The organism is Sphingobacterium sp. MYb388, from assembly GCF_037479535.1.
Taxonomy (GTDB): domain Bacteria; phylum Bacteroidota; class Bacteroidia; order Sphingobacteriales; family Sphingobacteriaceae; genus Sphingobacterium; species Sphingobacterium anhuiense.
Map to the genome: position 1 here is coordinate 159,114 of NZ_JBBGYV010000002.1, position 26,666 is coordinate 185,779.

The following is a 26,666-nucleotide window of genomic DNA, read 5'->3' on the forward strand; positions in this document are numbered from 1 at the left end:
TGGGGTGAGGGGGCTGAGCCAATCCTGCCACCCCGACTAAAAAAGCTCTAACGAAAGTTAGGTTTTTTTTTGGTGCTAATTCGAATCGCAGGATCTTTTGGAATAAGCTTGTGACCAACAGGTTTAAAGTATTCTAGCCTCCCGATCGAGAAACTTCAAACCTTAAGAAAATGACCAATTCGGTTACTCATTTTCTATACTAATCTTTGATTTTTGAAATATGCTCAACAATTAACATTAGTTTTTGCGCTGTTTGTCACAAAGTGATCTCTTTCCCTCGATCTGTCTTCTTGGCTCCATTATTGTGTCAATTCAGTTGCCGATAGCAATCAAAGAAATTGGAAATCGCGGAAACGAGATGGTGATGATCTATAAATTGACTTTTAGGATTCAATTTTTTCCATGACGATTTACTCAATATGGTTGGAATTATTTAGTTTTAGCTTGTTAGCTAAGGAAGATTACACTATTGCCTCCTCGGCAAGGAACGTTTGGAAAAACTCAGAAATACGGACGAATAATGATATTAAAAAAAATAATTGGCTTCAAATACCTGTGTACCGGGATGCTTTCCGCTTTGGTGGTTACGGGTTATGGGCAGGAAGTAGAGAAGCAACTAAATGCAGAGCAAGTGCAAACGATGGATTCCATTGATGTCGTACGCGACTACCGACCTGTTCTGGCCGATGCCGTAAAGGTTCGCAGGAGCCCAGATATGAGTCATATCAATCGGGAAGCCATTGAGACGGAGCTACGTCAAATAGCCACAGCTACCTATTTTGCAAATAAGACGTTCAAACAAGCTTATTACACTATATTGCTTAAACAGCATCCAAACGCTTCACGCAGCAATATTGATAGTTACCGTATTAGCTATCTGGCTTACCAGGCACGTGAATATCCAAGAGCGGCCTCTATTTTGGAGTCGCTGGAAGCTTCGGATGCCTTTTATCAGGGTTCGATCATAACTTTGGGTCATATTGCACTGGAAACCGGCGATAAGCAACGCGCACGAAATGCATTTGTCAAAGCGATGAGACTAGATTTCGACCCCCAATTGAAAGCAGATGCGCAATTTAACTATGCCAAAATCTTGTATGCAATGGACTCTACCCAAGCCGCTCAGCAAGTTCTGGAAAAATATATTGCTCAAGAATATGGGGGTCGTGAACTAGGCGCTCAAGCACAGGAAAGTGCGGAAATATTATCGGCTCAAATCCTGTTGGGGACGAGTAACTTCCATACTGGAGTAAGTCTGTTGGAGTCGTTGAAAGATAGAGGGCGGGAAGTCGATGCTACTTATCAAAAAGCAACTTACTATCGCGGATTGGAGTTTTATAACGAGCGCGCTTTCGAAAATAGCATATCGACATTCATGAGATCTGAAAAATTCCCGATCGATGCAAAAATGGCCGCGCTGGCTACTTATTGGAAAGCGGAAGCGATGTATGAAGTGCGCAAATATGGGGAGGCGGTAGAAAACTTCTCCCGGTTTTTACGGTTGCCTGTTGCAAAAAATACCGACGTATATAATTATGCAAATTATGGGCTGGCTTATGCCGCGTTCAGAAATAACAGTTTTAGTATGTCGGCCGATTATTTTGAGCGCTTTTTGGCTGTCGAGGGAAGTTCGCTAGATGAAAATATACGTCATGACGTAATCGCACGTTTGGGCGATTCGTATTTGTCCATGCGCAATTACGACCGTGCCAACCAATATTATGATCAGCTGATCAACAGCAAAACTTCCAATCAGGACTATGCGTTGTTCCAACGAGGTGTTATCTTTGGATTGCAGGGAGACCATGAAACCAAGCTAAAGATCCTGCAGTCTGTTTTGAAACAATTTCCGGCTTCGAACTATGCAGATGACGCCGCCTTTGAGATCCCCTATACCTCTTTCACTACGGGAGATTATGATCGCGCTATCGATGGTTTGCAACGGATGATCGAAAAGTACCCGCGTAGCAGCTATGTGCCCCGCGCATTGATGACCATAGGGCTCGTGCAGTATAATAAAGATGATTCCGAAGCGGCGAAAGCCACTTTCAAAAGTGTTGTGGAAAAATATTCCAAAACCAATGAGGCACAGCAAGCGATGCGTTTTATTGAAAACATCTATCTAGACCAAGGGGACGCTACGAGCTATATTCATTACGCAATCGGCACCAATGTCAGTAATCTGAGTCCTGCGGAGCAAGATAATATGGCTTTTCAAGCAGCCCAATCTCTGTTTGCCAAGCAGCAATACGCAGCTTCCGTGGAAGCCATCAATGCGTATTTTGATAAATTTCCGAAGCCTAAACAAGAAAAATATGCCCGTTACATTCGCGGGGTGAGTTCGTACCGTACCGGGCATCCAAAGGAGGCGTTGCACGATCTGAATATTATCCTGAACGACTGGACAAGTAAGTATACGGAAAACACCTTGCTGACAGTGGCTGCGCTATATCTGGACCTGAAAGAATACAACGAGGCAATTGTGCACCTCAAAAAATTGGAACTCAATTCAGAGTATAAAAAGAACTATGGTTACGCAATAAGTAACTTGATGATTTGTTATTTTGAACTCGGCGACATGGAGCAGATGGCCAAGTATGCGAAGTTGATAAAGGATTACGATGGCGCATCGCAGGAGGAAATTGCTAAAGCTCATTTATACAGTGGAAGGGTATTGCTACAACAAAAGAACATCGTGTCTGCCATGAAGGAACTCAATCTGGCTGCTCTGAAGAGCCAAAAGGCGGTTGGCGCAGAAGCGCGATACCGTGTTGGGCAACTGCAGTATGATAACAAGGAATACGACAAAGCCATTGAAACTGCCTTTGAGGTGATTAATAGTGAGGAAGAAAATGCATACTGGGAAGCCAAGAGTTTCCTATTGCTTGCTGATAGCTATGCGCGTAAAGGCAATGCTTTGCAGGCTAAGAGTACGTTGGAAAGTGTAATTGAAAATTATGAAGAAAAAGATGATATCATCCCGTCAGCAAAAGAACGTTTACAGAAATTGAACAATAAGTAACCTTCGCTTGTGAAACAAAAAAAAATTCATTTCGTTTCTAAAGGTAGACGTAACAAGTATAGTTATGTTTCCCAAAGGACCAATAGCAGTAAGACTGAAAATAGTGTCCGGTGTGAATAGCATTCAGGTGCCGAGTTATTTTTATATCCTGACATAACAGAAGAGAGTCAAATTGAAAGTGCGATGAGGACTTATAAAGTGAATAGCAAGTGAATAGTAGGTTTACAAATGCCACTGTATAGCAACATCACTGTTTTTTTTAGCTTCATTTTGGCAAGAAAACAAAAATAGAAACAAAAATAAACAAGGTATTAAAGTTATCTTTTTCATATAGCTAAGTTAGCATATTGTTATAACATTGCTATCCAATTACGCTTACCTTCATTAAATGTGTGATCAGTTCATGATAAGGCTTAATTATGCTAAATCTTTCGATGGATTTAAAACCAGAATCTTGACCAAGATTATAGCTATAACATCATTTAATACATAGGCAAAAATATATTCATCAGAAATATCAATAATTTAAAAATCAGTATTATTTAAAATGCACAACGGGTTATTACTAAATTTCTATGCCAAGTAAAAGTATTAAGTGTTTCGTTCAAATTATAAGACATCGCCACATCATATGCCCGCTTAGGATAGCTGTATGCCTTATAACCAATATTGATAATGGGATTTAACATACTAATATGCGACCTAACAATTTTGAAGCGTGTTCTACTCAGTAGTTACTCAGGTGTAGGTGCTCATTTTTTAACGCGACGAAGAGAACGCAAATAATTTCCTGTTTTCTTTAAGACAACCACAACAGAACCTGCTTTCCCGGAAACAGTCCCCTTAACGCCATTTTTGATGATTGCCATAATTACCTGATTAGTTTACAGATAATCAAGATAAAAATTAAAACGGGAACATCCTAATACCAAATTTTAGCTAGTAGCAATTTTTAATCAATTTTTAGACAGTAATCAGTCAATATTGATACAGTCTACACTGAGTAATCACTGAGCAAGCACTGAACAAACACTGAACAAGTAATGTTAAAAAGTATAATTTGTTAATCATCTGATCTTCGTTTGCTGCACCTAAAAATTAAAGAGAGGACCTACGTTTGTGTAAATACCAAAATAGGTTATGATTTCTGCTTGCTGGACTATCGGGGTTATGGTAAGAGTGGGGGAACAGTGACCAATCAGGAACAATTATACGACGATGTATAATTGATGTATGACACTTTAAAAGCCAAATATAGTGAAAACAGAATAGTGGTAATAGGGCAATCCATTGGGTCTGGAGCGGCATCATTCCTTAGTGCTCACAACCAGCCGAAAATGGTAATTTTACAAGCCCCTTATTATTCAATAGCGGATTGGATACATCAGTTGGTACCAGCTCTTAAAATTGTAAATAACTCATTTAAGTTGGAAATTTATAGTTATTTGAAGAAAATAACCTACCAGTTAGTTCTGATACACGGAGATGCTGATGATGCTGTATATTATGGTTCCTCAAAGAAATTATCAAGATTTATAAAACCAACAGATCGGTTTATCACCCTTCCTGGCGAAGGACATAATGATTTTACCAAAAATGAAACATATTTGACGTGGATAAAGAGACTGCTCAAGTAACTATTCGAAAGATTATCCATCTTTTCTCCCCATAAGCTTAAAGTAACAATATGGAATCTATCAAAAAGATTAATGTAGCCCTACAGAAATCTTATGTGGCTATTTGTGACATTAAAAGAACCATATTTAGTATGTCATCAATCTACCTGTTGTGAAATGAAAATGGGTGATTCTCTATAAAAACATGCTTCTACTTTCGTTGATTAGCCCTTTTTAACAAATTGCTTTTAATTTTTTATTGTCAGTCAGGATAGTGCAGGATGCTTAAGCTATATCGGATTTTTATATTTGAGGTAGCTAAAAAAAGCAACCCTTATACTTTTGATTATAAACAACTTATAGGTGCCTTTTATCCTAGGTCCTAATATCTTTAATAGAATATAGAATGAAAAACTTTAATAAAAAAGGAGGTTTAGGTATGGGAGAACAATCGTACTAAGAACGAGCTTGAATAAAAAACCGATAGTGTTCTAGCACCATCGGTATGCATTTAAGGCCTTATTTTAAATTAATAGAGAGCGTCTAAACTCTTAATCTTAAAACCATCAAACCTTGCAAAGTTATGCAATATGATCAATTTAACAAAAAAATAACTAAGAATTTTACAGTCCAAAATTTATGTAGAACGCAGACTGAAAAATTTTCAAATCCGCTACTAGGACGTTCTAGTCTTTTGAAAGCATCATTATTATTGTCTGGAATATTTTCTATTCAACTGTCTCATATTCAAGCTTCAGTGGTGAGTTCTTCGGGTCGTGTCTTTGATTTTGAGGAAAATCATGGAAAGCTTTTTACTCATAGCAATATCCAAGAGCAAATCACTGTTAGCGGTATCGTACGTGATGCAAAAGGACTTCCTATCCCGGGTGTTACTATACAGGTCAAAGGTACAGATGTTGCCACATCTACTGCTGAGGATGGTCGCTATGTTATGACTTTAAAGAAAGGCCAAAGTTTGTCTTTTCGGAATATAGGTTATTCTAGCCAAGAAATTGTGATTACAAAAGCAGGTGAGCAGCACATTACACTGATCAGTATGTCACAAGATATAGATGAAGTGGTGGTCGTGGGATATGGTAGTCAACAGAAAAAGGATGTTACTGGATCTATCGCATCGGTATCGATGAGTAATGTTCGGGGGCAAGCTATTGCTAGTCCTGATCAAGCCTTAACTGGCCAAATTTCAGGTGTGCAGGTAAGTACCTCCAATGGAACACCAGGAGGTGGTCCTAGGATTCGTATACGTGGAATTGGTGCTATCGGAGCAGGAGGATCGCCATTATATGTTATTGATGGATTTCCGGTTCCGTCTTCTTCAAGCGAACGCTCAAATCCTTTGACGGCGATAAATCCGAGTGATATTGAATCTATGACCGTATTAAAAGATGCATCTGCAACAGCCATTTATGGATCGAGAGGTTCTAATGGTGTTATCTTGATCAATACGAAAAAGGGTACAGTTGGAAAATTGAAGATCAATGTTGCGGCGAGTTCAGGTATTCAGGAAGTACCAAAAAAAGGTCGTCCCAATATGATGAATGCTATGGAATTTGCTCAGTTTCGTAAAGAGGCTATAGAAGATAAAGTTCGATATGAGGAAGGTAGGGAACCTACATTAAATGATATTCCGGAAGAATATCGTCATCCTGAAACTTTAGGAGCTGGTGTAGATTGGTATGATGCAGTTACCCGAATTGCACCAATGTCTGATTTTAATGTGAGTTTTAGTGGAGGGAATGAACAGATACGCTCTTTTGTTTCGGCAGGTTACCTGAATCAATCGGGGGTGATGTTAAACACTGGTTTTGAAAGGTTTTCCGTCCGGGGTAATGTAGATGCCAATATCTCTAATAAATTAAAATTGGGGATGAATATTGCACCTACATTATCTTACCTCAAAGGAGGTGTTAGTGGGCAGGGTAGGGATGAATTTTTCGAAATTTCCACACCCGTTTCTACCATTTATAATGCAGATGGTACTTACAATCCATATATCGTTTCACCGGGTACTTTTGGAAATCCTAATCCAGTTATGTTCTTGAATGAACGTGTTGATAAAAGCAGCAAAATGAAAATGTTGATGAGTGCCTATGCGGAGTATAGCATTCTTCCTAAACTAAAATTTAAGACAACTTTTAATGTTGATTATCAGGATGAAAGTGGTGAATACTTTCGACCTTCAACTCTAGCAAATCAAAATGCTCCAGGACCGTCGATTCCCAGTGGAAATTATACACGTGGTCAATATATCAATTGGGCAAATGAGAATACATTAACCTATGATTACAGTTCGGATAATGGTCATGCAATAAGTGCGCTGGCGGGTTACTCCATTCAGTCCCAAAAAGATAAGTCAGCAGGGTTCAATGGGTCGCAATTCCCGGATGACGATATTCAGACCTTAAATGCAGCGGCTAGGATCACAGGTGGTACGGGCATTGAAGATTGGGCATTAATCTCTTACTTGGCCCGTGTAAATTACACTTTTAAAGATAGATACATCCTGACCGCATCTTTCCGTTCGGATGGTTCGTCGAGATTTGGTAAAGATAATCGATGGGGCTCGTTTCCATCTGTCGCACTGGGCTGGCGGCTGTCAGAAGAAAAATTCTTAAAAGATGCGACTTGGGTTGATGAATTGAAACTTAGAGCATCATACGGTAGAAGTGGTAATTTCAATATTTCTAATTATGCGCCATTAAGTAGTATTGGAACGGGTAATTATGTCTTTGGTGGTAGTTTGGCACCGGGTCGTATTATGAACAGCTTAGGTAATAGTTTCTTAGGTTGGGAAAAGATGAAGGAGTTAAATATAGGTTTAGATTTTGCGACTTTAAATAACCGTCTGATAATTGCAGCAAACTACTACAAGCGTAATACTTTAGACTTATTGTTAAATACGCCGATTCCCCAGTCTTCTGGTTTTTCATCTGTAACAGAAAACCGAGGTGATGTTGAAAATACCGGTTTTGAATTTTCCGTGAGTTCCGTCAATATTACCAATGATAACTTTAAATGGAATACCGATTTCAACATTTCTTTCAATAGGAATAAAGTGATTGCTTTAGGAAGAAGCACTGATCCGATTTTCTCTGGGGCAAGTTCGGAAGGAAACTTTACTAATGTTACCCGAATCGGACAGCCTGTTGGTATGATCATCGGCTATGTGGTTGATGGAATTTATCAAAATCAAGCTGACCTGGAGAAATACGCTGCATTTCCAGGGGCTATTCCAGGAAATCTGCGGATGCGCGATGTTAATGGTGATGGTGAAATAACACCGAATGATGATTTTGACGTCATAGGCAACCCATATCCGGATTTTACATGGGGCATGACCAATACATTTTCTTTTAAAAATTTCGACCTGCGTGTGCTGATGGTCGGATCAATGGGACAAGAGATGTTGCATGCCACCCGGTTTTACACGGATAATATTGATGGAGTTTTTAATGTGCGTAAAGAGATTGCGGATCGTTGGAGATCGGAAGCGAATCCCGGTAGTGGATTAGTCCCGACTACAAATGGTACAGGCAGGGGTCGTGTTATGTATCGCGATACGCACTCCTTGTTTATAGAGAAAACGGATTATGTATGGATCCGTAATATCAATTTCGGTTATACATTTCCTAAAAGTATAAAGGGAGTTATCAAGGACATTCGAGTCTATGGAAATATTCAAAATCCTTTCTTGATCACGGGTTATGATGGTAATCCAGAAGGAACCAACATAAATAGAGGTGATATTAGTCCATTGGTGCAAGGACTTGACTACTCTGCTTATCCAGTTCCAAGAATCTATACACTCGGATTAAATTTCAATTTTTAAGTCTACTGTTATGAATATAAAATATATTTTATTGAGTTTGGGACTACTAAGCTTCTCCTCATGTAATCACCTATTAGATGTTAAACCATATACATTTTCCAGCGGTGATAATTATTATGAAAATGAAGGACAAGTCCTTCGCGCTGTGAACGGGGTCTATGGCCGCTTACAAGGTTTGTACACCAGTGATTTTTGGGCGATGACCGAAATGGTTGCCGATAACACCAACTATCAATATGATGAAACCGATAGAGGGGCGCAGCAACGGGAAGAGATAGATGAATTTTTGATAACCTCTTCAAATAATTATATCAATACTGTATGGGCAACATTATACAGTGTTATACAAGAGTCTAATGTTATCCTTAGCCGAATTGATCAGGTTTCTTTTGCCGACGAAGGTTTGAAAAAGCGATATATAGGTGAAGTGAAGTTTTTACAGGCTTTCACCTACTTTCATTTGGTACGCTTATTCGGAGAAATTCCATTACACACGAAGGAAGTTGCGAATCCAACGGATGCTTTTACCAAAGGTAAGGCATCGGTCGAAGAAGTATACGGTGTAATTATACAACATGCTAAGGATGCAGTTGCAAATCTACCAAATAGCTATGATAAGAATAATGCCGGACGGATTACTAAAGGGGCTGCTTTGACGCTGTTGGGTGAGGTATACTTAACAAGAAAGCAATTTGCTGAAGCAGCTTCTACTTTTCAGGAGGTTACGCAATTGGGCTATGCTTTATTGCCTGATTATGCCAACTGTTTCAACCCGAATAATAAAAATAATGAGGAGTCTGTCTTTGAAGTGCAATATGATCAATCTGTTGAAGGTGAGAATAGTAATTTTATTTATATGTTCGGACCCCGAAATGGCAAGTTGAAGTTAGTGGGGTATTCTGGAAATCTTGGTGGATCTAATATTCCAACGTCAAGTATATATAACCTATATGAAGCGGGGGATTTGCGGAAGGATAAATCAATAGCCTTGTTCGATGATCCTTCAAATGCGTCCTATCAAGAGGCAATCGCTTTTGGTGGAAAAATGCCCTTCATCAAGAAATTTTATCATGCACCTTATATTGAAGATGGACGGTCCAATGAGAACTGGCCAGTATACCGATATGGGTATGTCTTATTGATGTTGGCAGAGGCGCAAAATGAGTCCGGAGTCGGAAATCCTTATCTAAACTTAAACTTGGTACGTAAGCGGGCAGGACTGGAACCTTTATCAGGTTTGACTAAGGAAGGCTTGCGAAATGCTATCGCCACTGAACAGCGTGTTGAAGTTGCTTTTGAGAGCCATAGATGGTACCAGTTGTTGCGTACGGGAAAGGCAGAGGAAGTCTTAAATGCTCACGGAGCGGCAGAGAAAAAACGTCTTTCTCGTTTAAGTTCGGCTTCCTATAATGTGCAACCCTTTAAGTTATTATTTCCTATTCCACAGCGTGAAGTGCTAACCAATGGGATTTCGCAAAACACGGGATATTAATCCATGATTTAAATCAAACAATATATCAGCTTAACGAATAACAATGAGAAAAATTAATAACATGCAACTCGTGTTGTTTGCCATTTTCCTGCTCACTTTAGCAGGGGCATGTCATGAACAGATTAAAGATGAAGGTGCTAAGGATGAGAATCCGAAGACTAAAAAAATTGTTTTACCTGAGGGTTTTGCAGTAGATCATATCTACAGTCCGTCGGATAATAAACAGGGATCGTGGGTTGCGATGACCTTTGATGATAAAGGGAGGATGATTACCTCGGATCAGTATGGAGCATTGTTCCGTATCGAACTGCCACCGATAGGATCGGATACTACGATGAAGCCTAAGATTGAAAAGTTGGATTTTCCATTAGATAATCCCGCTGATACCAGTTCAACGAAAGTAGGAATTGGATTTGCTCAAGGTTTGTTGTGGGCGCACAATAGTCTTTATGTCGTCGTAAACCATAATCCTGATGAGCAGTTTTCGAAAGGTAGTGGCTTGTACCGATTACAGGATACAAATCAGGATGATAAATTGGATAAGATAACACAATTATTGGTCTTAAATGGTGAAGGTGAGCATGGGCCGCATAGTGTTGTACTTGGGCCAGATTCTGCTATATATTTAATTGCGGGTAATCATACTGATTTGCCCAAGATGGATGCCTATCGTTTACCTTCAAACTGGCATCACGATAATTTGTTACCTCATATCGTAGATCCACAGGGTCATGCCACCGATCGTAAAGAACCGGGTGGCTGGATTGCTAAAACCGATCCTGAGGGTAAACACTGGGAGATGATTAGTGGTGGGTATCGAAATCCGTTTGATATTACTTTTAATGATGATGGCGAAATGTTTACCTACGATTCGGATATGGAATGGGATTTTGGGATGCCTTGGTATCGCCCAACAAGGATCTGTCATGTAACAAGTGGTGCTGAGTACGGATGGAGGACTGGTAATGCCAAATGGGATCCCAGTTACCCCGATAACCTACCGGGTACGCTGAATATCGGACAGGGCTCGCCAACGAATCTTCTCTATGCAAGCAAAGCGAAATTTCCGGATAAGTATAGAAATAGTCTTCTGGCATTTGACTGGAGTTTTGGTATTATCTATTCTGTTCAGTTAACACCAAAAGGAGCGACTTATGAGGCAAAAGCGGAAGAATTTATATCGGGATCTCCACTTGCATTGACATCTGGAGAGATTGGGCCTGATGGTGCTTTATACTTTTTGACAGGGGGGAGAAAGTTGGAGTCTGATCTTTATCGCGTGTATTATAAGGGACATGCTGATATTGAGCCTAAGAAAACGAAAAATGAAATTCCTAAGGGGATTGCCTTGCGTCGCGAGATTGAACAATTTCATAAACCATCTGCACCAGGCACTGCTGAGAAAGTGTGGAAATACCTTGGTGATCCAGATCGTTTTATTCGTTATGCAGCACGCATTGCAGTGGAGCATCAACCCGTGGATACATGGAAGCATCTTGTTTTTCAGGAAAAAAATGTACTCCGTCTCACCGAAGCGATGTTGGCTCTGGCCAGAAATGGAGATCAATCTTTACAAGCAGAAATGTTTAATAAGCTGGCAACTATTGACATTAGGAAGCTTCCGCAACAGATGCTTTTAAATCTCTTGCGTGTTTATGAGGTCAGTATAGCTCGAATGGGGACACCTGTTGAATCGCAACGTATTCTACTTTCGGAGCGATTAGCGGGTTTATATCCTTCGAAGATAAACCTTGTCAATCGTGAACTGGGAAAAGTATTGGTAGCTATTGGCGATGCGAGTGTTGTACCTAAGACTGTACCATTACTATACTCAGCAAAGGATGATTCGACCAATACCAGTTTTATGAGTTCTTCCAATCTTATTTTGCGTAATCCACAGTATGGTCTGGATATCGCTGACATGTTGGCCAATATTCCTCCTGCGCAACAGATATTTTTAGCAACGATGTTGAGTTCTGCACATACGGGTTGGACCCCAGAATTGCATGATGAATATTTCAAGTGGTTCTATAAAGGTTTTGGTTACAAAGGAGGCAATAGCTACATCGGATTTATTGATAAAGCCCGAAAAATTGCACTGAGTCATGTAAATAAGGACAAATTGGCCTATTACAGTAAGATTTCTGGTGATTCATTGGTTAATCAATCGGGTAACAGCCTAGCAGAAAAAGTTCAGAATGCCAAGGGTCCCGGAAGAGATTGGAAGATCGATACAGCTCTCAAATATATTAATGGTCATACTGCGATACGTGATTTCAAACGAGGGGGTGAACTTTTTGTAGCCTTGCGCTGTGCTTCTTGCCATACTATGAAAGGTTCGGGTGGTTCGGTTGGACCTGATCTTACTCAACTGGGAACACGTTTCTCTCCTAAGGATATGTTGGAAGCGATGATTGAACCAAGCAAAGTGATTTCTGATCAATATGAATCTAAAGTTTTTCATCTGAAAGATGGCACTAAGCAAATGGGACGACTGATGGGCGAAGGAGAGAAGACTTATATTATTTCACAAAATCCTTATGCACCGCAGTTAACTAAGGAAATTGCAAAAAAAGATGTTCAGGATATCAAAGTTTCCGAAGTTTCCATTATGCCTCCTGGAACATTAAATGTCTTGAATCCAGAGGAACTGCGTGATTTAATGGCCTACCTCATGTCGGGTGGGAATGAGAATAATGACGTTTATAAAAAGAAAAATAAATAAAAGTGGATTTTTCAAAGAAAGATTGGTTGGAAAAAGTGTCGCATGTGGCACAGGTCGGTGGTATCGAGACTTCGGTTTTGGATAATGGACGGGGACGTGGAACCCGTATTGCCTGGATAAATACAGGTACAGGATTACGTTTTAAAGTTGTTATAGATCGAGCCATGGATATTGCGGATGCTTATTTCAACCAATTTAACTTGAGCTGGATTAGTAGGCTTGGGGTAGCAAGACCACAGCCTTTGTCAGATAAAGGTGCAGATTGGTTAAGCACTTTTGGAGGAGGATTGTTGGTTACTTGTGGACTTACACATGTTGGTGGTCCTGAAGTGGATGCTTTTGGAAGTAGAGGGTTGCATGATCAAATTAGTAATATCCCAGCGGAAATAATTTATATAAAACAACCCGATTTGTTAAGTGGAGATCTTGAAATGTCGATCTCTGGAAAGATATTACAGGGACATCCTCTTGGACATTATATTGAGTTGACACGTACGATTCGATGTTACTTAGGGGATCCTACAATATATATTGAAGATGTGGTCCAAAATGTTGGTAATATGGATGTGCCACATATGCTGCTTTATCACTTTAACTTTGGTTGGCCTCTTGTGGATGCTGGTACTGAATTACTGTGGAATGGAAAATGGCAACCTCGGGAATCTGGTGAGTCTAATAAAATATTTAAAGCAGGTCTTGATTTTAAAACCTGTCAAGAACCTCGTGAAGATCATCGGGGGGCAGGAGAAGAAGCTGTATTTATAGCTCCGGAAAGCGATCAAAGCGGAAATAGCTCTTGTGGTCTATTTAATGAAAAATTGGATTTTGCGGTTGCGCTAACTTTTAAAAAGGAACAACTTCCTTGGTTGACCAATTGGCAACACTGGGGTCCGGGAGAATATGTGACAGGATTAGAGCCCGGTACAAATCCACCGTTGGGGCAAAAGGTGATGCGTGAACGAAAAGAACTGATTTTTCTTAAACCTAAGGAAAAAAAAGTATATCAACTTTCTTTGGGAATATTAGATACACTTGAAGGAATTCAGGTTTTTAAGGATAAAATGTAGATTATAAACATAAATACGAAGGAATGGAAAATATAGAAAAAGCTTTTGAACAAGGTAAAGGGATATTTAGATTGGCGCCAAACTGGGTGCCTAGATCATTTTGTGTACCCGGAAGAAGGATAAAACTTCATCCAGACGATTATTATGTGCTGGGTGGTGAACGTGGTGGTATCGATGAGCGGTGGTTGTCTTCTACTACTCCTGCGAAAAATGGTCCTTTGACGGGCGAATTTGAAGGTCTTAGTTTCGTGGTATATGAACATGAAGGAGAGATTAAACAACTTTTGTTATCGGATTGTGTTTCCCATCTCAAAGAAAGATTGATCGGAAATCGTATCTGGTCTGATTATCAAAGCTGGCCAATGTATTCCAAATTTTTTGATAACATGGGACCATTGCCACATCATATTCACCATAATGATGAAAAAGCGGCTTTGATTGAGCAAGCGGGAAAGCCGGAAGCTTACTATTTTCCTCCACAGCTGAATAATCATGGTGGCGACTTTCCTTATACTTTTATGGGTATAGCTCCAGGAACTTCAAAAGCACAGATCAAAGAATGCTTAGAAAATTTTAGTAAAGGGGATAATAAGATAACGAATTATTCACAGGCCTACCGTTTAGAACCGGGAACAGGCTGGGATGTTCCTCCTGGATTATTACATGCTCCAGGTAGTATGTGTACCTATGAACCGCAAAAAGCTTCCGATGTTTTTGCGATGTATCAGTCCTTGGTCAATGAAGCGATCATTCCAGAAGAATTGTTGTGGAAGGGAGTGCCTGATGATAAACATGGTGATTATAATGCATTAATGGATATTATTGATTGGGATCTGAATGTGGATCCCAATATGATGCAGAACCGATTTATGTTTCCTAAACCGGTGAAATCTCAAGCTGAAATGGAGCATGCTGGCTACAGTGAAAAATGGATATGCTATAAATCTACAGCTTTTAGTGCAAAAGAATTGACCGTTTTTCCGGGTCAAACTGTTACGATCTCCGATAGTGCGGCTTATGGATTAATTATGATGCAGGGTCACGGGAAGTTGAATGATTGGACTTTGGAAACACCGGCTCTGATCCGTTATGGGCAGTTGACATACGACGAATACTTTGTTTCAGAAATGGCGGCGATGAAAGGTGTCATTATTACAAATGATTCGAAGACAGATCCGATCGTGATGTTGAAACACTTTGGACCAGATAATCCGGATTTGATTGTTGAACCTTAATTATTGAAGTTAAAAAAACGTAGATATGAGCAAAAATAATTTTCCAAAATTGCATAATGCGACCTGGCCGGGTATTGTGGGTAAAGGTGATCATGAACCAATTATTTCTTTAGATGAGCTTTTAGAGAAAACAGCTCATGCTAACGTCGATGGTGTCAAGTTTGATGGCATTGATCTAGGTCTTTTCAATGCACATGTAAAATTAGATCCTACAGATGACAATGTCAATTTTGTTGTGGACAAAGTGGGTGGTTATGATTTAGAAATCGGTACTTTGATTGCACCAATCTGGCCACCTGATGGTGGTTCTGCAATGGGTAGTCAAGTAGATCGAGATCGCTTTGTTGATGTTGTACAAAAGGCTAGTGAGTTTGGATACAAACTAAGAAAACTAGGTATTCGAACTAATAATGTTATCCGTATTGATTCGGCTACCAGTGTAGCTGAATGGGCTAAAAATCCGACTGAAAATACAAAAAAAATTGCAGAAACATTTAGACGTGCATGTGACGTGGCAGCTGGATATGGAGAGCGACTTGCTGCGGAAGGAGAAATCTGCTGGGGTGGCATGCAAAGTTGGAGAACGATGCTGGAAACCTTGGAGATGGTGGATAGGGATAATATGGGGTTTCAGGCAGATATGTCTCACACTTTCTTGTATCTATTGGGGTATAATGAACCTGAGGACCGGATTCTGAAAAGTGATTTTCAATGGGGAGATAGCGTAGAGCTGGAGCGTGGCTTTCAATTTTTAACAGATAAGCTTCGTCCATGGACGATAGATTTTCATGTTGCTCAGAATGATGGAACTGTGTTTGGCTCTGGTTCGCATGATAAAACTGGAAGGCATTGCTTGCCAACCGATCCGAATGGTAAGCTGGATATTGTGAAGGATGCCGGATACTGGTTGCGCGATGAGAATGGTAACCCTAACAAAGTTTTCGACCATATCTGCTGGGATGGCTGTATGTTTCCAAATGAAGTGATGCATCAGCAAGAGACCTGGAATTCAATCCTGGAAACAATGATTAAAGTGCGAAACGCACATGGATGGTCGGTATAAATAGCTTATAGATTATTTATTATGAAGAAAAAAGAATTAAGAATTGGATTAATCGGTTGTGGATTTATGGGAAGAACTCATTCTAATGGGTACAAACGGGTTGGGGATTTTTTCCCTGATTTAGCTTATAAGCCTATTTTGAAGGCGGTATGTTCTAGAAGTGAGGATAAAGTCATCGCTTTTGCCACGCAATGGGGATATGAATCTTATGAAACGGATTGGAAAAAATTAATCAGTCGTGATGATATTGATGCTGTTGATATTTGTACTCCGAATAATATGCATATGGAAATTGCTGTTGCGGCGGCGGCGGCAGGAAAAATGGTTTTATGTGAAAAACCTTTGTCTAGAAATCTGGAGGAAGGAGATCAGATGGTCCAGGCGGTGGAAAGAAGTCAAGTTAAGAATACGGTATGGTACAATTATCGCAGATTGCCGGCTGTTACGTTGGCTAAAAAACTGGTGGAAAGTGGCAAGTTGGGTAAGATTTTTCATTATCGAACGAATTTCTTGCAGGATTGGACTATAAATGAAAATTTACCACAAGGAGGTCGAGCTTTTTGGCGTATGGACGCCGAAGCTGCAGGTTCTGGTGTAACAGGAGATCTATTGGCACATTGTATTGATTTAGCTATGTGGCTAAATGGTGGTATTAAAGATGTTTCTGCAATGACAGAAATTTTTGTGAAGCAACGTTTACGTGAGGAGACTGGGAAAATGGAAGATGTCAAAATTGATGATGCTTGCATATTTCATTGTCATTTTGTTAATGGTTCCTTGGGGTTATTTGAATCTACGCGCTATGCCCGAGGGCATAAAGCACTTTTTACATTTGAAATTAATGGAGAGAAAGGTTCATTACGTTGGGATCTGCATGATCTTAATAAATTGGAATATTTTAATAATGCAGACGAGTCAATCGTTAAAGGCTGGCGCTCGATTCATGTGACCGATGGTGATCAACCTTATATGGATAAATGGTGGGTACCGGGATTATCCATCGGTTATGAACACTCATTTGTTCATCAAGTAGCAGATTTTCTAAAAAGTGTAGAAACTGGTGAAGAATGTCATCCTACTTTTCGAGATGCCTATGGGACCCAAAAGGTGTGTGAAGCCGTTTTATTGTCTGCTAAAAACAAATGTTGGGCGGACACTGATGTAGATTGGAACAATTAATGTTAAATTAACTTTTAGCTCATAACAATGAACAAGATGATAAAATATGGATATCTGACTGCTACAGCTTCGCTTTTGATGCTGGCCTGCAATGCCGGAAATACGAAACATGATCAGGGGCAGCATGCCGTTCTTGATAGTTCAGTACAAGAAGGGTTTGTCGCAATGCTTGATTCTAATACATTGAAAGGATGGGAGGGAGATAGTAGCTATTGGCGTATGGAGAGTGGTATATTGATTGGTGAAATTAAAGCTGATGCAGAACCTTTAAAGAATAATACTTTTTTAATTTGGAAAGGTGGAGAACCGGGTGATTTTGTATTGAAGTCCGGATTTAGGATCTCCGCAGATGGTAACAGTGGTATTAATTATCGGAGTGAACGTTTTGGGAACTTACCGTATGCTCTGAAAGGATATCAGGCTGATATTGATGGTCGGCATCTCTATACCGGCCAAAATTATGAAGAACGTAATCGTACTACTTTAGCTTATCGCGGGCAACAGACAGAGATACCGAATCCAACTGCAGGTGAATCTGGCGCTTCGAAAGGTAATGCCTGGAGTACCTTGATCGTGCGAGACACTTTGGCGACGGCAACGCAACTTGCTGATGCGGTTAAAGTTGGCGACTGGAACGAAATTGAAATTGTTGCAAAAGGTAATAAGTTATCTCACTATATCAATGGAAAGTTGATTTCGGAGGTCGTGGATAATGATAAGCAACATCGGAAGCAGAGTGGATTGATCGGTGTGCAGGTCCATGTGGGACCACCGATGAAAATCGAATATAAGGATATGAAAATTAAAATACTGGACTAACTTAACATAATCATTTTAAATATTTTTTTTTAAAAATGATTATATGGTCATTATGATCTGTGTTATATGCCGCATATTTAAATAGATTTTATGCATAACAATCTTTTGGTTAATTTACCTTAATTGCCAATGGATTTGAAATTAGGTTTAAGAACAAAAAGCGCAACTTCACGTTGTGCTTTTTGTTTATTTGTGTTTCTCATTTTTTAGGTTCCTCTCATAGGCCATTGAAATAGGACTAGCTCTCTTTATCTCTTAATACGAAGTGTTTTTGTCGAATTTTAGTTCAGTTATAAAAAGTTGGAAAGACCTTATAAATTTTACTAGTTTTGTTTCGTAAATTCTGAATCTCGTTTACTTTCTCCATTCAAATGAAGAGATCATACCCGGAAAGTATTTCATTAGTTTAGTAGATGTTCTATTTGAATGAATTCGGATAATGAAGTTCTCTTGTAATGGGGGAGTATTTCATATCTATTTTAATAAAGCAGGAAAGTACCTAAATAGAAAATTGTACTAGATTTAATATCCAAATTAACCATCAAAAATTAATGGCCAATACGTTATCTGTATATGTAAAGAATATCCTATATCGGCTTAGTAATGTAGGGGTTGACCCTGAAATGTCTTATGTTGAATCTCAGTATACTAAGCTGATCAATATCTTAAATTGGATAGGAATGTGCTGTATGCTTAGTTATGCTATTGTTAATTTCGGTAATGAACGTTATTTTCTTTCTTTTCTAAATTTATTGAATGTTTGCGATGCGACAACAGTGCTTATATTAAATAAGTATCGAAAGTATCTGAGTGCACGACTAGTAATGGTGATCTCAAGATTAATTATCTATACTGTGGCTGGATTGTATTTTCATAACGGTGGCGAATACTTTCTGGTGGCATTGCTGATCACGACCAGCTTGATGATTGATAACAAATGGATCAGGTTTTCTTTATGTTTTTTAATTTTTATAGCATGTGGGGCCGTGATTTTATTTCCTCAACCACCTTTACTGGGATCTCCCGTTCCTCCAGAACAGGCTTATGCTAATATGATTGTAGGGATTCTATTGATAGTCGGTGTGGTGAGTTTCTTTAAAAGTATCCAGGGTACCTATCAGCAAGAAATTGAAAAACAGCGTCAAGCCTTATTTTCTTTAAATAAGGATAAAGAAAAGATGTTTTCAATTTTGGCACATGATATTCGCAGTCCTATGGTAACACTTGAAAATTTACTGCAGATGTTTCATGAGGATTTGCTGACGCATAATGAAAGAATCGAAACTATCGGTCTTTTGAAAGATCAAGTCTCCCAGTTGGGCTCGGTTATGGACAATTTATTACGATGGAGTGTGCGGGGGATGCAGGGAATTCAAACTATAAAAGTTACTTTTTTACTTCGGCCTTTAGTGCTGGAATTATTTCATTTTTTTGATTTCCTTGTACGACAAAAACAACTTACGGTTGATATAAATATACCTGAGTCCATGAGTCTTTTTGCTGATTATGATCAAACGGCTGTTATCTTAAGAAACTTATTGAGCAATGCGATCAAATTTAGTGAGGTTTGCGGACGTGTAAAGGTATTTGCAGATGTTAAAGGCAACATGATTGATATTTTTATTAAAGATGAGGGAATGGGAATGGATGACCGCCGAATAAATATGTTGTTTACCTCCTCTCAGTTATCTACAAAGGGGACGATAGGAGAAAGGGGGTTTGGTCTCGGGTTAATTCTTTGTGCTGAATTTACCCGATTGAATGAAGGAACTATTCGGGTAGAAAGTAAGTTGAATAAAGGTTCAGTATTTGCCGTTTCATTACCTAAAAATAGTTAGTAGTCCTTTTGTAATGGGGTATTAATATATTAAATAGAGACTTATTGACATATAAAAACACTTCAAGCGGTAATTTCATTTTCCATTATTTTGAATAACTGGGGTTTATTTACATGCATTTTTTCTCTCTTGTGAGAAAAAATGTATAAATTTATTACTTAAGGAATCTAGTTATATGAAAATCTTCAATATGGAAAAAAGGTTTTTAAGGTTAATTGAGTATTTATACGTTTGAGATGTGAAAATAAAATTTTTAGTATTTGAACTTTTTTTTAAAAAAGTTTTTTTAATCATTAAAACAAAATAACTAAATCTAATGTAAATAGTCAGTGTAGATCTACAAGTAATGATCTACCAATTTATATTTAACATTTAAAAACACACGAATTATGGAGAAAAGTATTGTTCAAAAGGTTTTAAAATTCTGGTATTTACCTTTAATTGCTGGCATATTGTATATTATAGTAGGTATTTATGCAGCAGCTGCACCTTTTAGCTCTTTTCTGGCTTTGAGTATATTTTTAAGTGTTGGAATTTTGATCAGTGGCGTATTTGAATTGTTTTATGCATTATCGAACCGTAAGAACAGTGATAATTGGGGTTGGCATTTGGTTGGTGGTATGCTGAATTTGTTTATTGGTGTATTGCTTATTGCCAATACGGGATTGACAGCATTGATGTTATCGGTATTTATTGGAGCCTGGTTATTATTTAGGTCCATTACAACAATTGCCAATGCTTTTGAGATCAAGCGTGTTGGAATAGGTAATTGGGGCTGGATTCTGTTTACCGGTATCTTAGGACTTTTGTTTTCATTCTTGTTGCTTTGGAATCCATTAATAGCAGGTATTACCATTGGTATTTGGATGGGAATAGGATTAATAACGGTAGGGGTCATGCATGTGGTACTAAGTCTTATTGGTCGAAGACTAAAAATGATCAATGAAGATCTGGATAATGGAGGTGATCGTCATACCGAAATAAATTAATATTTAAAACAAAAAGCGCAAATTATATTGCGCTTTTTGTTTTAAGTTAATAGTTTTGTATATAAGGGTTTTGGTCGTATTAAGGTGTTGATGAAAATGTTTTTGCTCATATTTTTATTTGTGGGCTTTTGAAATTATGGCTTTACTTCAATCGGATCAATATTCCTTTCCGTTTTATAATATTCTTGTAATCCCACTGTATTTTCATTGATTTCTCTAACCAGCGTTTTAAATCGTTTTTATCGATTTGAGAAATGGAATTATAGTAAATCGATGCATCTTTAAATTTAGCACCGATAAACTTTAATTTTTCTTCTTCAAAATCTGAACCACTCCAAAACATCAGTCTTATTCCAGCTTTTTGTCTGCTGTATCCTACAATGGGATTTTTTTCTATAAACCATACGGGATGTGCATGCCATATTTTATTTTCAGCATCTGGTAAATGTTGGGAAATTTCCTCAGCTAGCATATCACATATGGCTTGGTCTTCTTGATTCAGTTGACTATTGTAGATTCTAATATAGGGATCCATATTTTATATAAATAATTATATGTGTTTGATAATTCTTGGTCTTTCGGACTGAATTTACAATAATTTTCACTGGTTTCTACTTTGCAAATGACAAGAAAAATAGTATTTGGTTATTTATGATCTAATTGTTCTTAATGCTTTTTTGATGATATATTTTGTTTCTTTTGTACCACTTTCTTTTTCCCAGCGCTCACAAAGTGAGCGCACGAAATCTGCTTTTGTCTTACTGGCATCGTTGAGCCAGTTGCCAACACTGTCCTGTACATAACGATCTGGATCGGATCTAAGTGGTTCCAAAATTTCTAATGCTAGCTCAGGTTTGTTTTTGAGTAGATCAATATGCTGACACCATACACCGCGTGGTCTTGTAGCCTCGCTGCTAAATCTTCTTACATTTTTGTTTTCATGCGAAGTCCAGTTGGAAAGGATGCTGATGCTGGAAAATAAATTGTCTTTAATTTTATGTCTTACCGCCATCCAGCTGATCTCTCTCACTCCGAAATGTGTGTCTGCAGCAAATGGCTTAATCTGTTCTAGCGTCTGCTCAATGCTCAATTCATGATTTCTGCCAATTGTGTATGTTGCCCAACAGCGAGCCATATCGGCCTGATGTTGGGATAATATTTTTAGAAATTGCTGATCTCCATTTTTGAATGACTGCTCAAAGAGCGCTGTTCCGATAGCTTCATTGATCGTTTTGACTGTTTGTGTTTTTAGCTGATCAATAGCTACTAAAACTGGTTTTAGATATGCTATGCGTTTATGTTGCTTTAATATGTGTATCAGTAAAGATCGTTGATCAATTGCTAACCACTCAACCAGATTTGCTGTTTCGACTTCTCCACAATTTAATTGCTTTAAAATAGCTGGAGATAGATCTTTAGTTGATCTTGCTCCTTTTCTTTTTACTTCGATCATAATTGGTCGATAAGGTCTTGAATATTTACTCTGTTCATATAATTGCTATCAACAAATTGATAGGTTATGTTATAATTTGTATCAATGATGTATACTGCTGGTATTGGCAATTCGTTATGATCATTTTTATTATATTTTGACAGTTTAATCCCTAACTTTTCATAGGTGGTGACGGCGTAGTTTGGTAGCTCAAATGAAATGCCGAGTTGTTTGGCTAGTGTATTATCCTGATCCGTCAAAATATCATAATGGAGCATGTGGTTCACTTCTAATTCTTTGTTATAACTTTCCGATTGTGGAGCTATAGCAACTAACGAAATGTTTTTTTCTTTAAAAAATTCTATATGGTCCTGTAATGCCTTTAATTCTACATTGCAATAGGGACACCAGCTACCACGAAAAAAAGCTACAATTACTTTGCCTTTTTTTAGTAATTCATTTAAGTGGATGATTTGATTACTGGTATTCTTTAGGCTGAAATTGGGGAATTTATTACCGACCTGTGTGCTATTTTCTTCAATTTTACTGCTCTTTAATTCTTGAATTGATTGACTAAAAACTTCGATAATGTCAGCCGACAACTGTGCGGCTAAGTTTTTATTAATTTCATCTATTTTCTTTGCTAAGTTTGTCATGCGATATGATTTGTTTTTGCAAATATTTAAAAGTAAATTCAGAATAGCAATACCGCATATTATTATCCCTATGGGGTAAAAAAGTCAATTTTATGAAATCAAAGGAACAGGCTATAACAGAAAAAATATGTCCATTGGAATTTGCTGTGAATGCCATCAGTGGAAAATGGAAAATTCCGATTATCTGGCGCATCAATGAAGGAGAAAAACGTCCTAGTGAAATGTTGAGAGGGATAGTGAAAGTGGATCGACGTGTATTAAACCAGCAACTGAAGGAGCTTGAAGAAGATGGGGTTTTAAGTAAAAAGAGCTTTAATGAATTACCTCCTCGTGTTGAATATACGCTTACACCTCTGGGTGAAAAACTGGTGGAGGTACTGTGGAAATTGAATGCCTGGGGGGAGTTGTTGCTGCAAGAAAAAGTTGGGGTGTAAACAATGAGTTATAGGTATATTAGTGATGAGTTCTGTCAGCGAAAGTACTACACTCTCCTTGATTTTGCCACATTGATAAATCAATATTCCAAAAGAGGAAATGAAACTTCCAAACGGGGAACTGCTCTCGATAGGGGACGAAATGATTTCCCCGTGTGGGGAAATTGAAAATTTATTTCGGAGATTCCTTCCGCCGTAGTGCGAAATCATCATTTTGTTTTTCAATAACAGATACTTGTCTTTCGGGAAATTGAATTTTCATCCAATTCTGGAGCTTTACAGATTCTTCTTCACTTAATTTTTTATCTGCCATATAAATTAAAGAGATGGTGTTGATTACGCTATCCGTAGTGATTATCGTATTCTGTACACCTATGCTGTAGCTGCTTATCTGAGGAAATAAGATTTTGATATTCTCTTGTAAATTTGGCGTATTGATTTGGTATTTGTTCAATTCGGCATTTAATTGTTTTATCCTTAGATCTTTTTCTGAAAGATTTTGTTGTTTTTTATTAATTTCATTTAGTATATCTGCTTTGAGATCGTTATTATCTTGACGAATAATTAATTCTGTATTTTTAATTCCAAAATCTTCCATTTCTCTCTTTATTCCATCTACCTCTTCTTTGCTGAATTTTTTGATTAGGAATGCTAATTCTAATTTTTTAGGATTGGTATTATAGTTAGTTCTTTCGAAAACGACTGTGTATCCTTTGTCTGTAAAAGTGGTTTGAACAAATTTATTAATTTTCTGAGAGTACTGTTTTTGTTCTAATAATGTGTAAGCAAAATATACACTGGGAATAATAAGAACCAGAATGATGAGCGAAATGACACGTGTTATTTTCTTCTCACGGTTTGCATCTACAAAGTTTACTTTTGGATAGTTGAGGTATTTAACAATAATGAATGTTGAAAGGCAAATGAAGAAGCAGTTAATCATATAAAGATATAGTGCTCCTGCAAAATAAGATAGATTACCAATTGCTAAACCGTAGCCTGCAGTACATAAAGGTGGCATTAGTGCCGTTGCTATTGCAACTCCAGGGATGGGATTTCCTTTTTCGACACGGGTGATAGCAATAACGCCAACAAGTCCACCAAAGAATGCAATCAATACATCGTATATATTGGGCGAGGTGCGTGCTAAGAGTTCGGATTGTGCATCTTTAAAGGGGCTTAGGGTAAAATATAAAAAAGAAACCAGTAAACTTACAAATGTAGCAATGAGGAGGTTTTTTAATGATTTTTTTAATAATGGAAAGTCGTAAACTCCTAACGCGAATCCTGCACCTACTATTGGACTCATTAAAGGTGAAATAAGCATGGCTCCAATAATTACTGCAGTAGAATTAACGTTTAAACCTACTGAGGCAATGACAATAGCACAGGCTAAAATCCAGAGATTGGCTCCTCGAAAGGAAATGTTATTCACAACATTTTCTAAAACATTTTCCTTTTTGTCTTCGCCAGTATGTAAATTAAAAAATCGGATGAATTTGGAGCTTGCCATATTTTGTCTATTTAATTCAATAACAGTATTTGTTAAAAATCGTTTGATAAATGTAAGGATATTCCTGCTATATGCCGGATGTGTAGTTTCTAGAATATACAATTATAGATAGACTAACAATTTTGTAAGTTCTTTAATAGGGCGATAAGCTTTCATAAGTTTGTTTTAAAATATATAGTATGAAGTTATCAGAAAATATAGTCGGTTTTCATCATTATTCGTTAAAGGCTCCTCAATTTGATGAAACAGTAAAGTTCTATGAACAATTGGGGTTTGTAACTGTGCATTCTTGGTCATTGCCGGATTTTAAGCTGGAAAAATGTGTCATGTTGTATCATGAAAAAATCAATGTATATGTTGAAATCTGTGATGGTGATGCCGATATACCTGCACAGGGAAGAAAGAGAGGCTTGGGTGAGGAAATGGTTGAAAATTCTATTCTTCACATTTGCTTTGTGGTGAGAGATGCCGCTAAAGCAAGGGCGGAAGCACTAAAAGCTGGAGCTACAGATCTTAGTAATGGGGTATTTGATATTCAATTAAAAAATGAATTTAGATCAGTTCATGTTCATAATAGTTTAGTTTATAGTCCAAACGGAGAGGTAATTGAGTTTTTAGAACAGGTATGTTTCTAGGTTTCATCTATTGCGCCTAAAGCGGTCAATGTGGTTACAATTTTCTTGCCTTTTTCGGTCAAAATGTAAAGTGACTGGACTTTATCTTTTTTGTTTTCTACAATTTGATCTTCTACCAATTCTTTCAATTGTTTAGCGAGTATCCGGTCAGAAATATCTGGAAGTATTGATTTAAAACTGGCATAATTTAAATCTTCCTCATAGAGTGCAAATAGTAAGGATAATTTCCATCGGCCACTAATCTGGGAGAGAGCCTTATGAGCTTTACAAAATTCTAGTAACGATCTTTCATTGATAGAATTTGTTGAATTTTCTTTACGCATATCTGATGTTGGTGCTATAAAGATAGCAAGTTTCGATGAGTTATATTTTTGTTGTCGTAGAAATTATTTTTTGAGGTTTACCCAAGTTAGGTTTTGATTTTTCTCTTGTATACTTAAAATAAGTAAATCTGACTACTGATTTTTCTTTAGAAATTAGTAGATTATGCTCCATACACATTTAAAATTTTTAATATGCATACATTGCCTTCTAATCTTTACACTGCAGGTCTGATCACATTAAAGGATAATAAATTATTGCTCGCTTATAGCAATAATAAAAAAGCATGGTATTTACCTGGCGGCAAGGTGGATCAAGGTGAGGATTCTTTACAATCTCTAAAACGAGAGATTGGAGAGGAATTGATGATTGAGCTGAATGACGACAGATTAGAATTTTATTGTCATATCACAGCTCCTGCATATGGTGAAAATCCTGTAGTTATTATGGAGCAGGATTGTTTTATCTATGATCTTAAAGAAGAAATTCATCCCAGTAATGAAATCGGGGCAGTTCAGTACTTCTCGAGACCTGCATATATGCAAGAACAAATTCAAGTAATTGGTGTGTTAATGGTATTTGACAAACTAGAGGCTGATCATTTGATAGGTGTCTAATACTTTACCTTTATTTTTCTGCTATTCACCGAGTTTTTTATATTGTTGATCTAAATGTAATAAAAAGAGCGTGTTCCTTGTCTTAATTTTGAATCAGAAAGTTAAAAGAAATACTTTTTACAAATGGAGTATTTAACTGACTAACTGATAAATCAAGAAAACT

At 37.8% G+C, this 26,666-nt stretch carries 21 protein-coding genes and 1 pseudogene; 16 read left to right on the top strand and 6 right to left on the bottom strand.

Annotation, left to right across the window (positions count from 1 at the left end; translation table 11 throughout):
• The first annotated feature begins 715 nt into the window (after positions 1 to 715).
• On the top strand, positions 716 to 3,022 hold the full coding sequence (locus WH188_RS06700) for a tetratricopeptide repeat protein (protein WP_339423562.1): 2,307 nt from the start codon (positions 716 to 718) through the stop codon (positions 3,020 to 3,022).
• Positions 3,023 to 3,410: 388 nt separating this feature from the next.
• Positions 3,411 to 3,568: pseudogene (locus WH188_RS26285) on the top strand (IS982 family transposase); the annotation flags it as partial.
• Here WH188_RS26285 and WH188_RS26290 read toward each other — a convergent pair.
• Positions 3,565 to 3,753 (bottom strand): DUF6266 family protein, encoded by a 189-nt coding sequence (locus WH188_RS26290; protein ID WP_430981266.1) that lies wholly within the window; start codon positions 3,751 to 3,753, stop codon positions 3,565 to 3,567. The pseudogene WH188_RS26285 and the gene WH188_RS26290 sit on opposite strands and share 4 nt — an antisense overlap.
• Positions 3,754 to 4,251: 498 nt before the next feature.
• Here WH188_RS26290 and WH188_RS06710 point away from each other — a divergent pair, with 498 nt between their 5' ends.
• From WH188_RS06710 to WH188_RS06760, 11 genes are all read left to right on the top strand, one after another.
• Complete coding sequence (locus WH188_RS06710) at positions 4,252 to 4,659, top strand: alpha/beta hydrolase (RefSeq protein ID WP_132770913.1); 408 nt, start codon at positions 4,252 to 4,254, stop codon at positions 4,657 to 4,659.
• Positions 4,660 to 5,221: 562 nt separating this feature from the next.
• Entirely contained in the window at positions 5,222 to 8,488 is a 3,267-nt protein-coding gene (locus WH188_RS06715; protein WP_339423565.1) for a SusC/RagA family TonB-linked outer membrane protein, read from the top strand.
• A 10-nt stretch (positions 8,489 to 8,498) separates the two neighbouring features.
• Positions 8,499 to 9,980: a RagB/SusD family nutrient uptake outer membrane protein gene (locus tag WH188_RS06720; RefSeq protein WP_339423566.1), complete on the top strand. Its 1,482-nt coding sequence runs from the start codon at positions 8,499 to 8,501 to the stop codon at positions 9,978 to 9,980.
• 43 nt (positions 9,981 to 10,023) lie between these two features.
• Positions 10,024 to 12,705, top strand: a complete 2,682-nt coding sequence (locus tag WH188_RS06725) for a c-type cytochrome (protein WP_339423568.1) — start codon at positions 10,024 to 10,026, stop codon at positions 12,703 to 12,705.
• A 2-nt stretch (positions 12,706 to 12,707) separates the two neighbouring features.
• The gene (locus WH188_RS06730) at positions 12,708 to 13,772 is read left to right on the top strand and encodes an aldose 1-epimerase family protein (RefSeq protein ID WP_311732312.1); all 1,065 of its coding nucleotides are present in this window, start codon (positions 12,708 to 12,710) and stop codon (positions 13,770 to 13,772) included.
• Between the two features lie 23 nt (positions 13,773 to 13,795).
• A complete protein-coding gene (locus tag WH188_RS06735) occupies positions 13,796 to 15,007 on the top strand; it encodes a hypothetical protein (protein WP_339423570.1) in 1,212 nt (403 codons plus the stop codon).
• A gap of 25 nt (positions 15,008 to 15,032) precedes the next feature.
• The gene (locus tag WH188_RS06740) at positions 15,033 to 16,070 is read left to right on the top strand and encodes a TIM barrel protein (protein ID WP_339423571.1); all 1,038 of its coding nucleotides are present in this window, start codon (positions 15,033 to 15,035) and stop codon (positions 16,068 to 16,070) included.
• Positions 16,071 to 16,091: 21 nt separating this feature from the next.
• Entirely contained in the window at positions 16,092 to 17,249 is a 1,158-nt protein-coding gene (locus WH188_RS06745; protein WP_339423572.1) for a Gfo/Idh/MocA family protein, read from the top strand.
• A 27-nt stretch (positions 17,250 to 17,276) separates the two neighbouring features.
• Entirely contained in the window at positions 17,277 to 18,068 is a 792-nt protein-coding gene (locus WH188_RS06750) for a 3-keto-disaccharide hydrolase (protein WP_339423573.1), read from the top strand.
• 551 nt (positions 18,069 to 18,619) lie between these two features.
• Entirely contained in the window at positions 18,620 to 19,906 is a 1,287-nt protein-coding gene (locus WH188_RS06755; RefSeq protein WP_339423574.1) for a sensor histidine kinase, read from the top strand.
• Positions 19,907 to 20,295: 389 nt separating this feature from the next.
• Positions 20,296 to 20,895, top strand: coding sequence for an HdeD family acid-resistance protein (locus tag WH188_RS06760; protein WP_339423576.1), 600 nt, complete (start codon positions 20,296 to 20,298; stop codon positions 20,893 to 20,895).
• Between the two features lie 142 nt (positions 20,896 to 21,037).
• On the opposite strand, the gene WH188_RS06765 is transcribed toward WH188_RS06760, so the two are convergent.
• From WH188_RS06765 to WH188_RS06775, 3 genes are all read right to left on the bottom strand, one after another.
• Positions 21,038 to 21,430, bottom strand: coding sequence for a DUF1801 domain-containing protein (locus tag WH188_RS06765; RefSeq protein WP_339423577.1), 393 nt, complete (start codon positions 21,428 to 21,430; stop codon positions 21,038 to 21,040).
• Positions 21,431 to 21,544: 114 nt separating this feature from the next.
• Positions 21,545 to 22,348, bottom strand: a complete 804-nt coding sequence (locus WH188_RS06770; protein ID WP_339423579.1) for a DNA alkylation repair protein — start codon at positions 22,346 to 22,348, stop codon at positions 21,545 to 21,547.
• The gene (locus tag WH188_RS06775) at positions 22,345 to 22,983 is read right to left on the bottom strand and encodes a peroxiredoxin-like family protein (protein ID WP_339423580.1); all 639 of its coding nucleotides are present in this window, start codon (positions 22,981 to 22,983) and stop codon (positions 22,345 to 22,347) included. Before WH188_RS06775 ends, WH188_RS06770 begins: the two co-directional genes overlap by 4 nt.
• Positions 22,984 to 23,075: 92 nt before the next feature.
• Here WH188_RS06775 and WH188_RS06780 point away from each other — a divergent pair, with 92 nt between their 5' ends.
• Positions 23,076 to 23,417: a winged helix-turn-helix transcriptional regulator gene (locus tag WH188_RS06780; protein WP_339423581.1), complete on the top strand. Its 342-nt coding sequence runs from the start codon at positions 23,076 to 23,078 to the stop codon at positions 23,415 to 23,417.
• Positions 23,418 to 23,589: 172 nt separating this feature from the next.
• Here the strand turns inward: WH188_RS06780 and WH188_RS06785 are convergent, their stop codons facing one another.
• Entirely contained in the window at positions 23,590 to 24,930 is a 1,341-nt protein-coding gene (locus tag WH188_RS06785; RefSeq protein WP_339423582.1) for a DUF389 domain-containing protein, read from the bottom strand.
• A gap of 179 nt (positions 24,931 to 25,109) precedes the next feature.
• Here WH188_RS06785 and WH188_RS06790 point away from each other — a divergent pair, with 179 nt between their 5' ends.
• The gene (locus tag WH188_RS06790) at positions 25,110 to 25,565 is read left to right on the top strand and encodes a VOC family protein (protein WP_339423583.1); all 456 of its coding nucleotides are present in this window, start codon (positions 25,110 to 25,112) and stop codon (positions 25,563 to 25,565) included.
• Here the strand turns inward: WH188_RS06790 and WH188_RS06795 are convergent.
• Positions 25,562 to 25,888 carry a winged helix-turn-helix transcriptional regulator gene (locus WH188_RS06795; protein ID WP_339423584.1) on the bottom strand — a complete coding sequence of 109 codons (327 nt, stop codon included), beginning with the start codon at positions 25,886 to 25,888 and terminating at the stop codon, positions 25,562 to 25,564. The genes WH188_RS06790 and WH188_RS06795 overlap by 4 nt on opposite strands.
• 192 nt (positions 25,889 to 26,080) lie before the next feature.
• On the opposite strand from WH188_RS06795, the gene WH188_RS06800 reads away from it, so the two are divergent.
• Positions 26,081 to 26,503, top strand: coding sequence for an NUDIX hydrolase (locus WH188_RS06800; protein ID WP_339423585.1), 423 nt, complete (start codon positions 26,081 to 26,083; stop codon positions 26,501 to 26,503).
• Positions 26,504 to 26,666: the final 163 nt, after the last annotated feature.

Excerpts from the sequence above, each read along its gene's own strand:
- WH188_RS06720 (WP_339423566.1), top strand. The coding sequence starts at position 8,499 with ATGAATATAAAATATATTTTATTGAGTTTGGGACTACTAAGCTTCTCC.
- WH188_RS06790 (WP_339423583.1), top strand. The coding sequence starts at position 25,110 with ATGAAGTTATCAGAAAATATAGTCGGTTTTCATCATTATTCGTTAAAG.
- WH188_RS06710 (WP_132770913.1), top strand. The coding sequence starts at position 4,252 with ATGTATGACACTTTAAAAGCCAAATATAGTGAAAACAGAATAGTGGTA.
- WH188_RS06800 (WP_339423585.1), top strand. The coding sequence starts at position 26,081 with ATGCATACATTGCCTTCTAATCTTTACACTGCAGGTCTGATCACATTA.
- WH188_RS06795 (WP_339423584.1), bottom strand. The coding sequence starts at position 25,888 with ATGCGTAAAGAAAATTCAACAAATTCTATCAATGAAAGATCGTTACTA.
- WH188_RS06750 (WP_339423573.1), top strand. The coding sequence starts at position 17,277 with ATGAACAAGATGATAAAATATGGATATCTGACTGCTACAGCTTCGCTT.
- WH188_RS06725 (WP_339423568.1), top strand. The coding sequence starts at position 10,024 with ATGAGAAAAATTAATAACATGCAACTCGTGTTGTTTGCCATTTTCCTG.
- WH188_RS06780 (WP_339423581.1), top strand. The coding sequence starts at position 23,076 with ATGAAATCAAAGGAACAGGCTATAACAGAAAAAATATGTCCATTGGAA.
- WH188_RS06735 (WP_339423570.1), top strand. The coding sequence starts at position 13,796 with ATGGAAAATATAGAAAAAGCTTTTGAACAAGGTAAAGGGATATTTAGA.
- WH188_RS06745 (WP_339423572.1), top strand. The coding sequence starts at position 16,092 with ATGAAGAAAAAAGAATTAAGAATTGGATTAATCGGTTGTGGATTTATG.
- WH188_RS06785 (WP_339423582.1), bottom strand. The coding sequence starts at position 24,930 with ATGGCAAGCTCCAAATTCATCCGATTTTTTAATTTACATACTGGCGAA.
- WH188_RS06740 (WP_339423571.1), top strand. The coding sequence starts at position 15,033 with ATGAGCAAAAATAATTTTCCAAAATTGCATAATGCGACCTGGCCGGGT.
- WH188_RS06715 (WP_339423565.1), top strand. The coding sequence starts at position 5,222 with ATGCAATATGATCAATTTAACAAAAAAATAACTAAGAATTTTACAGTC.
- WH188_RS06760 (WP_339423576.1), top strand. The coding sequence starts at position 20,296 with ATGGAGAAAAGTATTGTTCAAAAGGTTTTAAAATTCTGGTATTTACCT.
- WH188_RS06700 (WP_339423562.1), top strand. The coding sequence starts at position 716 with ATGAGTCATATCAATCGGGAAGCCATTGAGACGGAGCTACGTCAAATA.
- WH188_RS06765 (WP_339423577.1), bottom strand. The coding sequence starts at position 21,430 with ATGGATCCCTATATTAGAATCTACAATAGTCAACTGAATCAAGAAGAC.
- WH188_RS06755 (WP_339423574.1), top strand. The coding sequence starts at position 18,620 with ATGGCCAATACGTTATCTGTATATGTAAAGAATATCCTATATCGGCTT.
- WH188_RS06770 (WP_339423579.1), bottom strand. The coding sequence starts at position 22,348 with ATGATCGAAGTAAAAAGAAAAGGAGCAAGATCAACTAAAGATCTATCT.
- WH188_RS06775 (WP_339423580.1), bottom strand. The coding sequence starts at position 22,983 with ATGACAAACTTAGCAAAGAAAATAGATGAAATTAATAAAAACTTAGCC.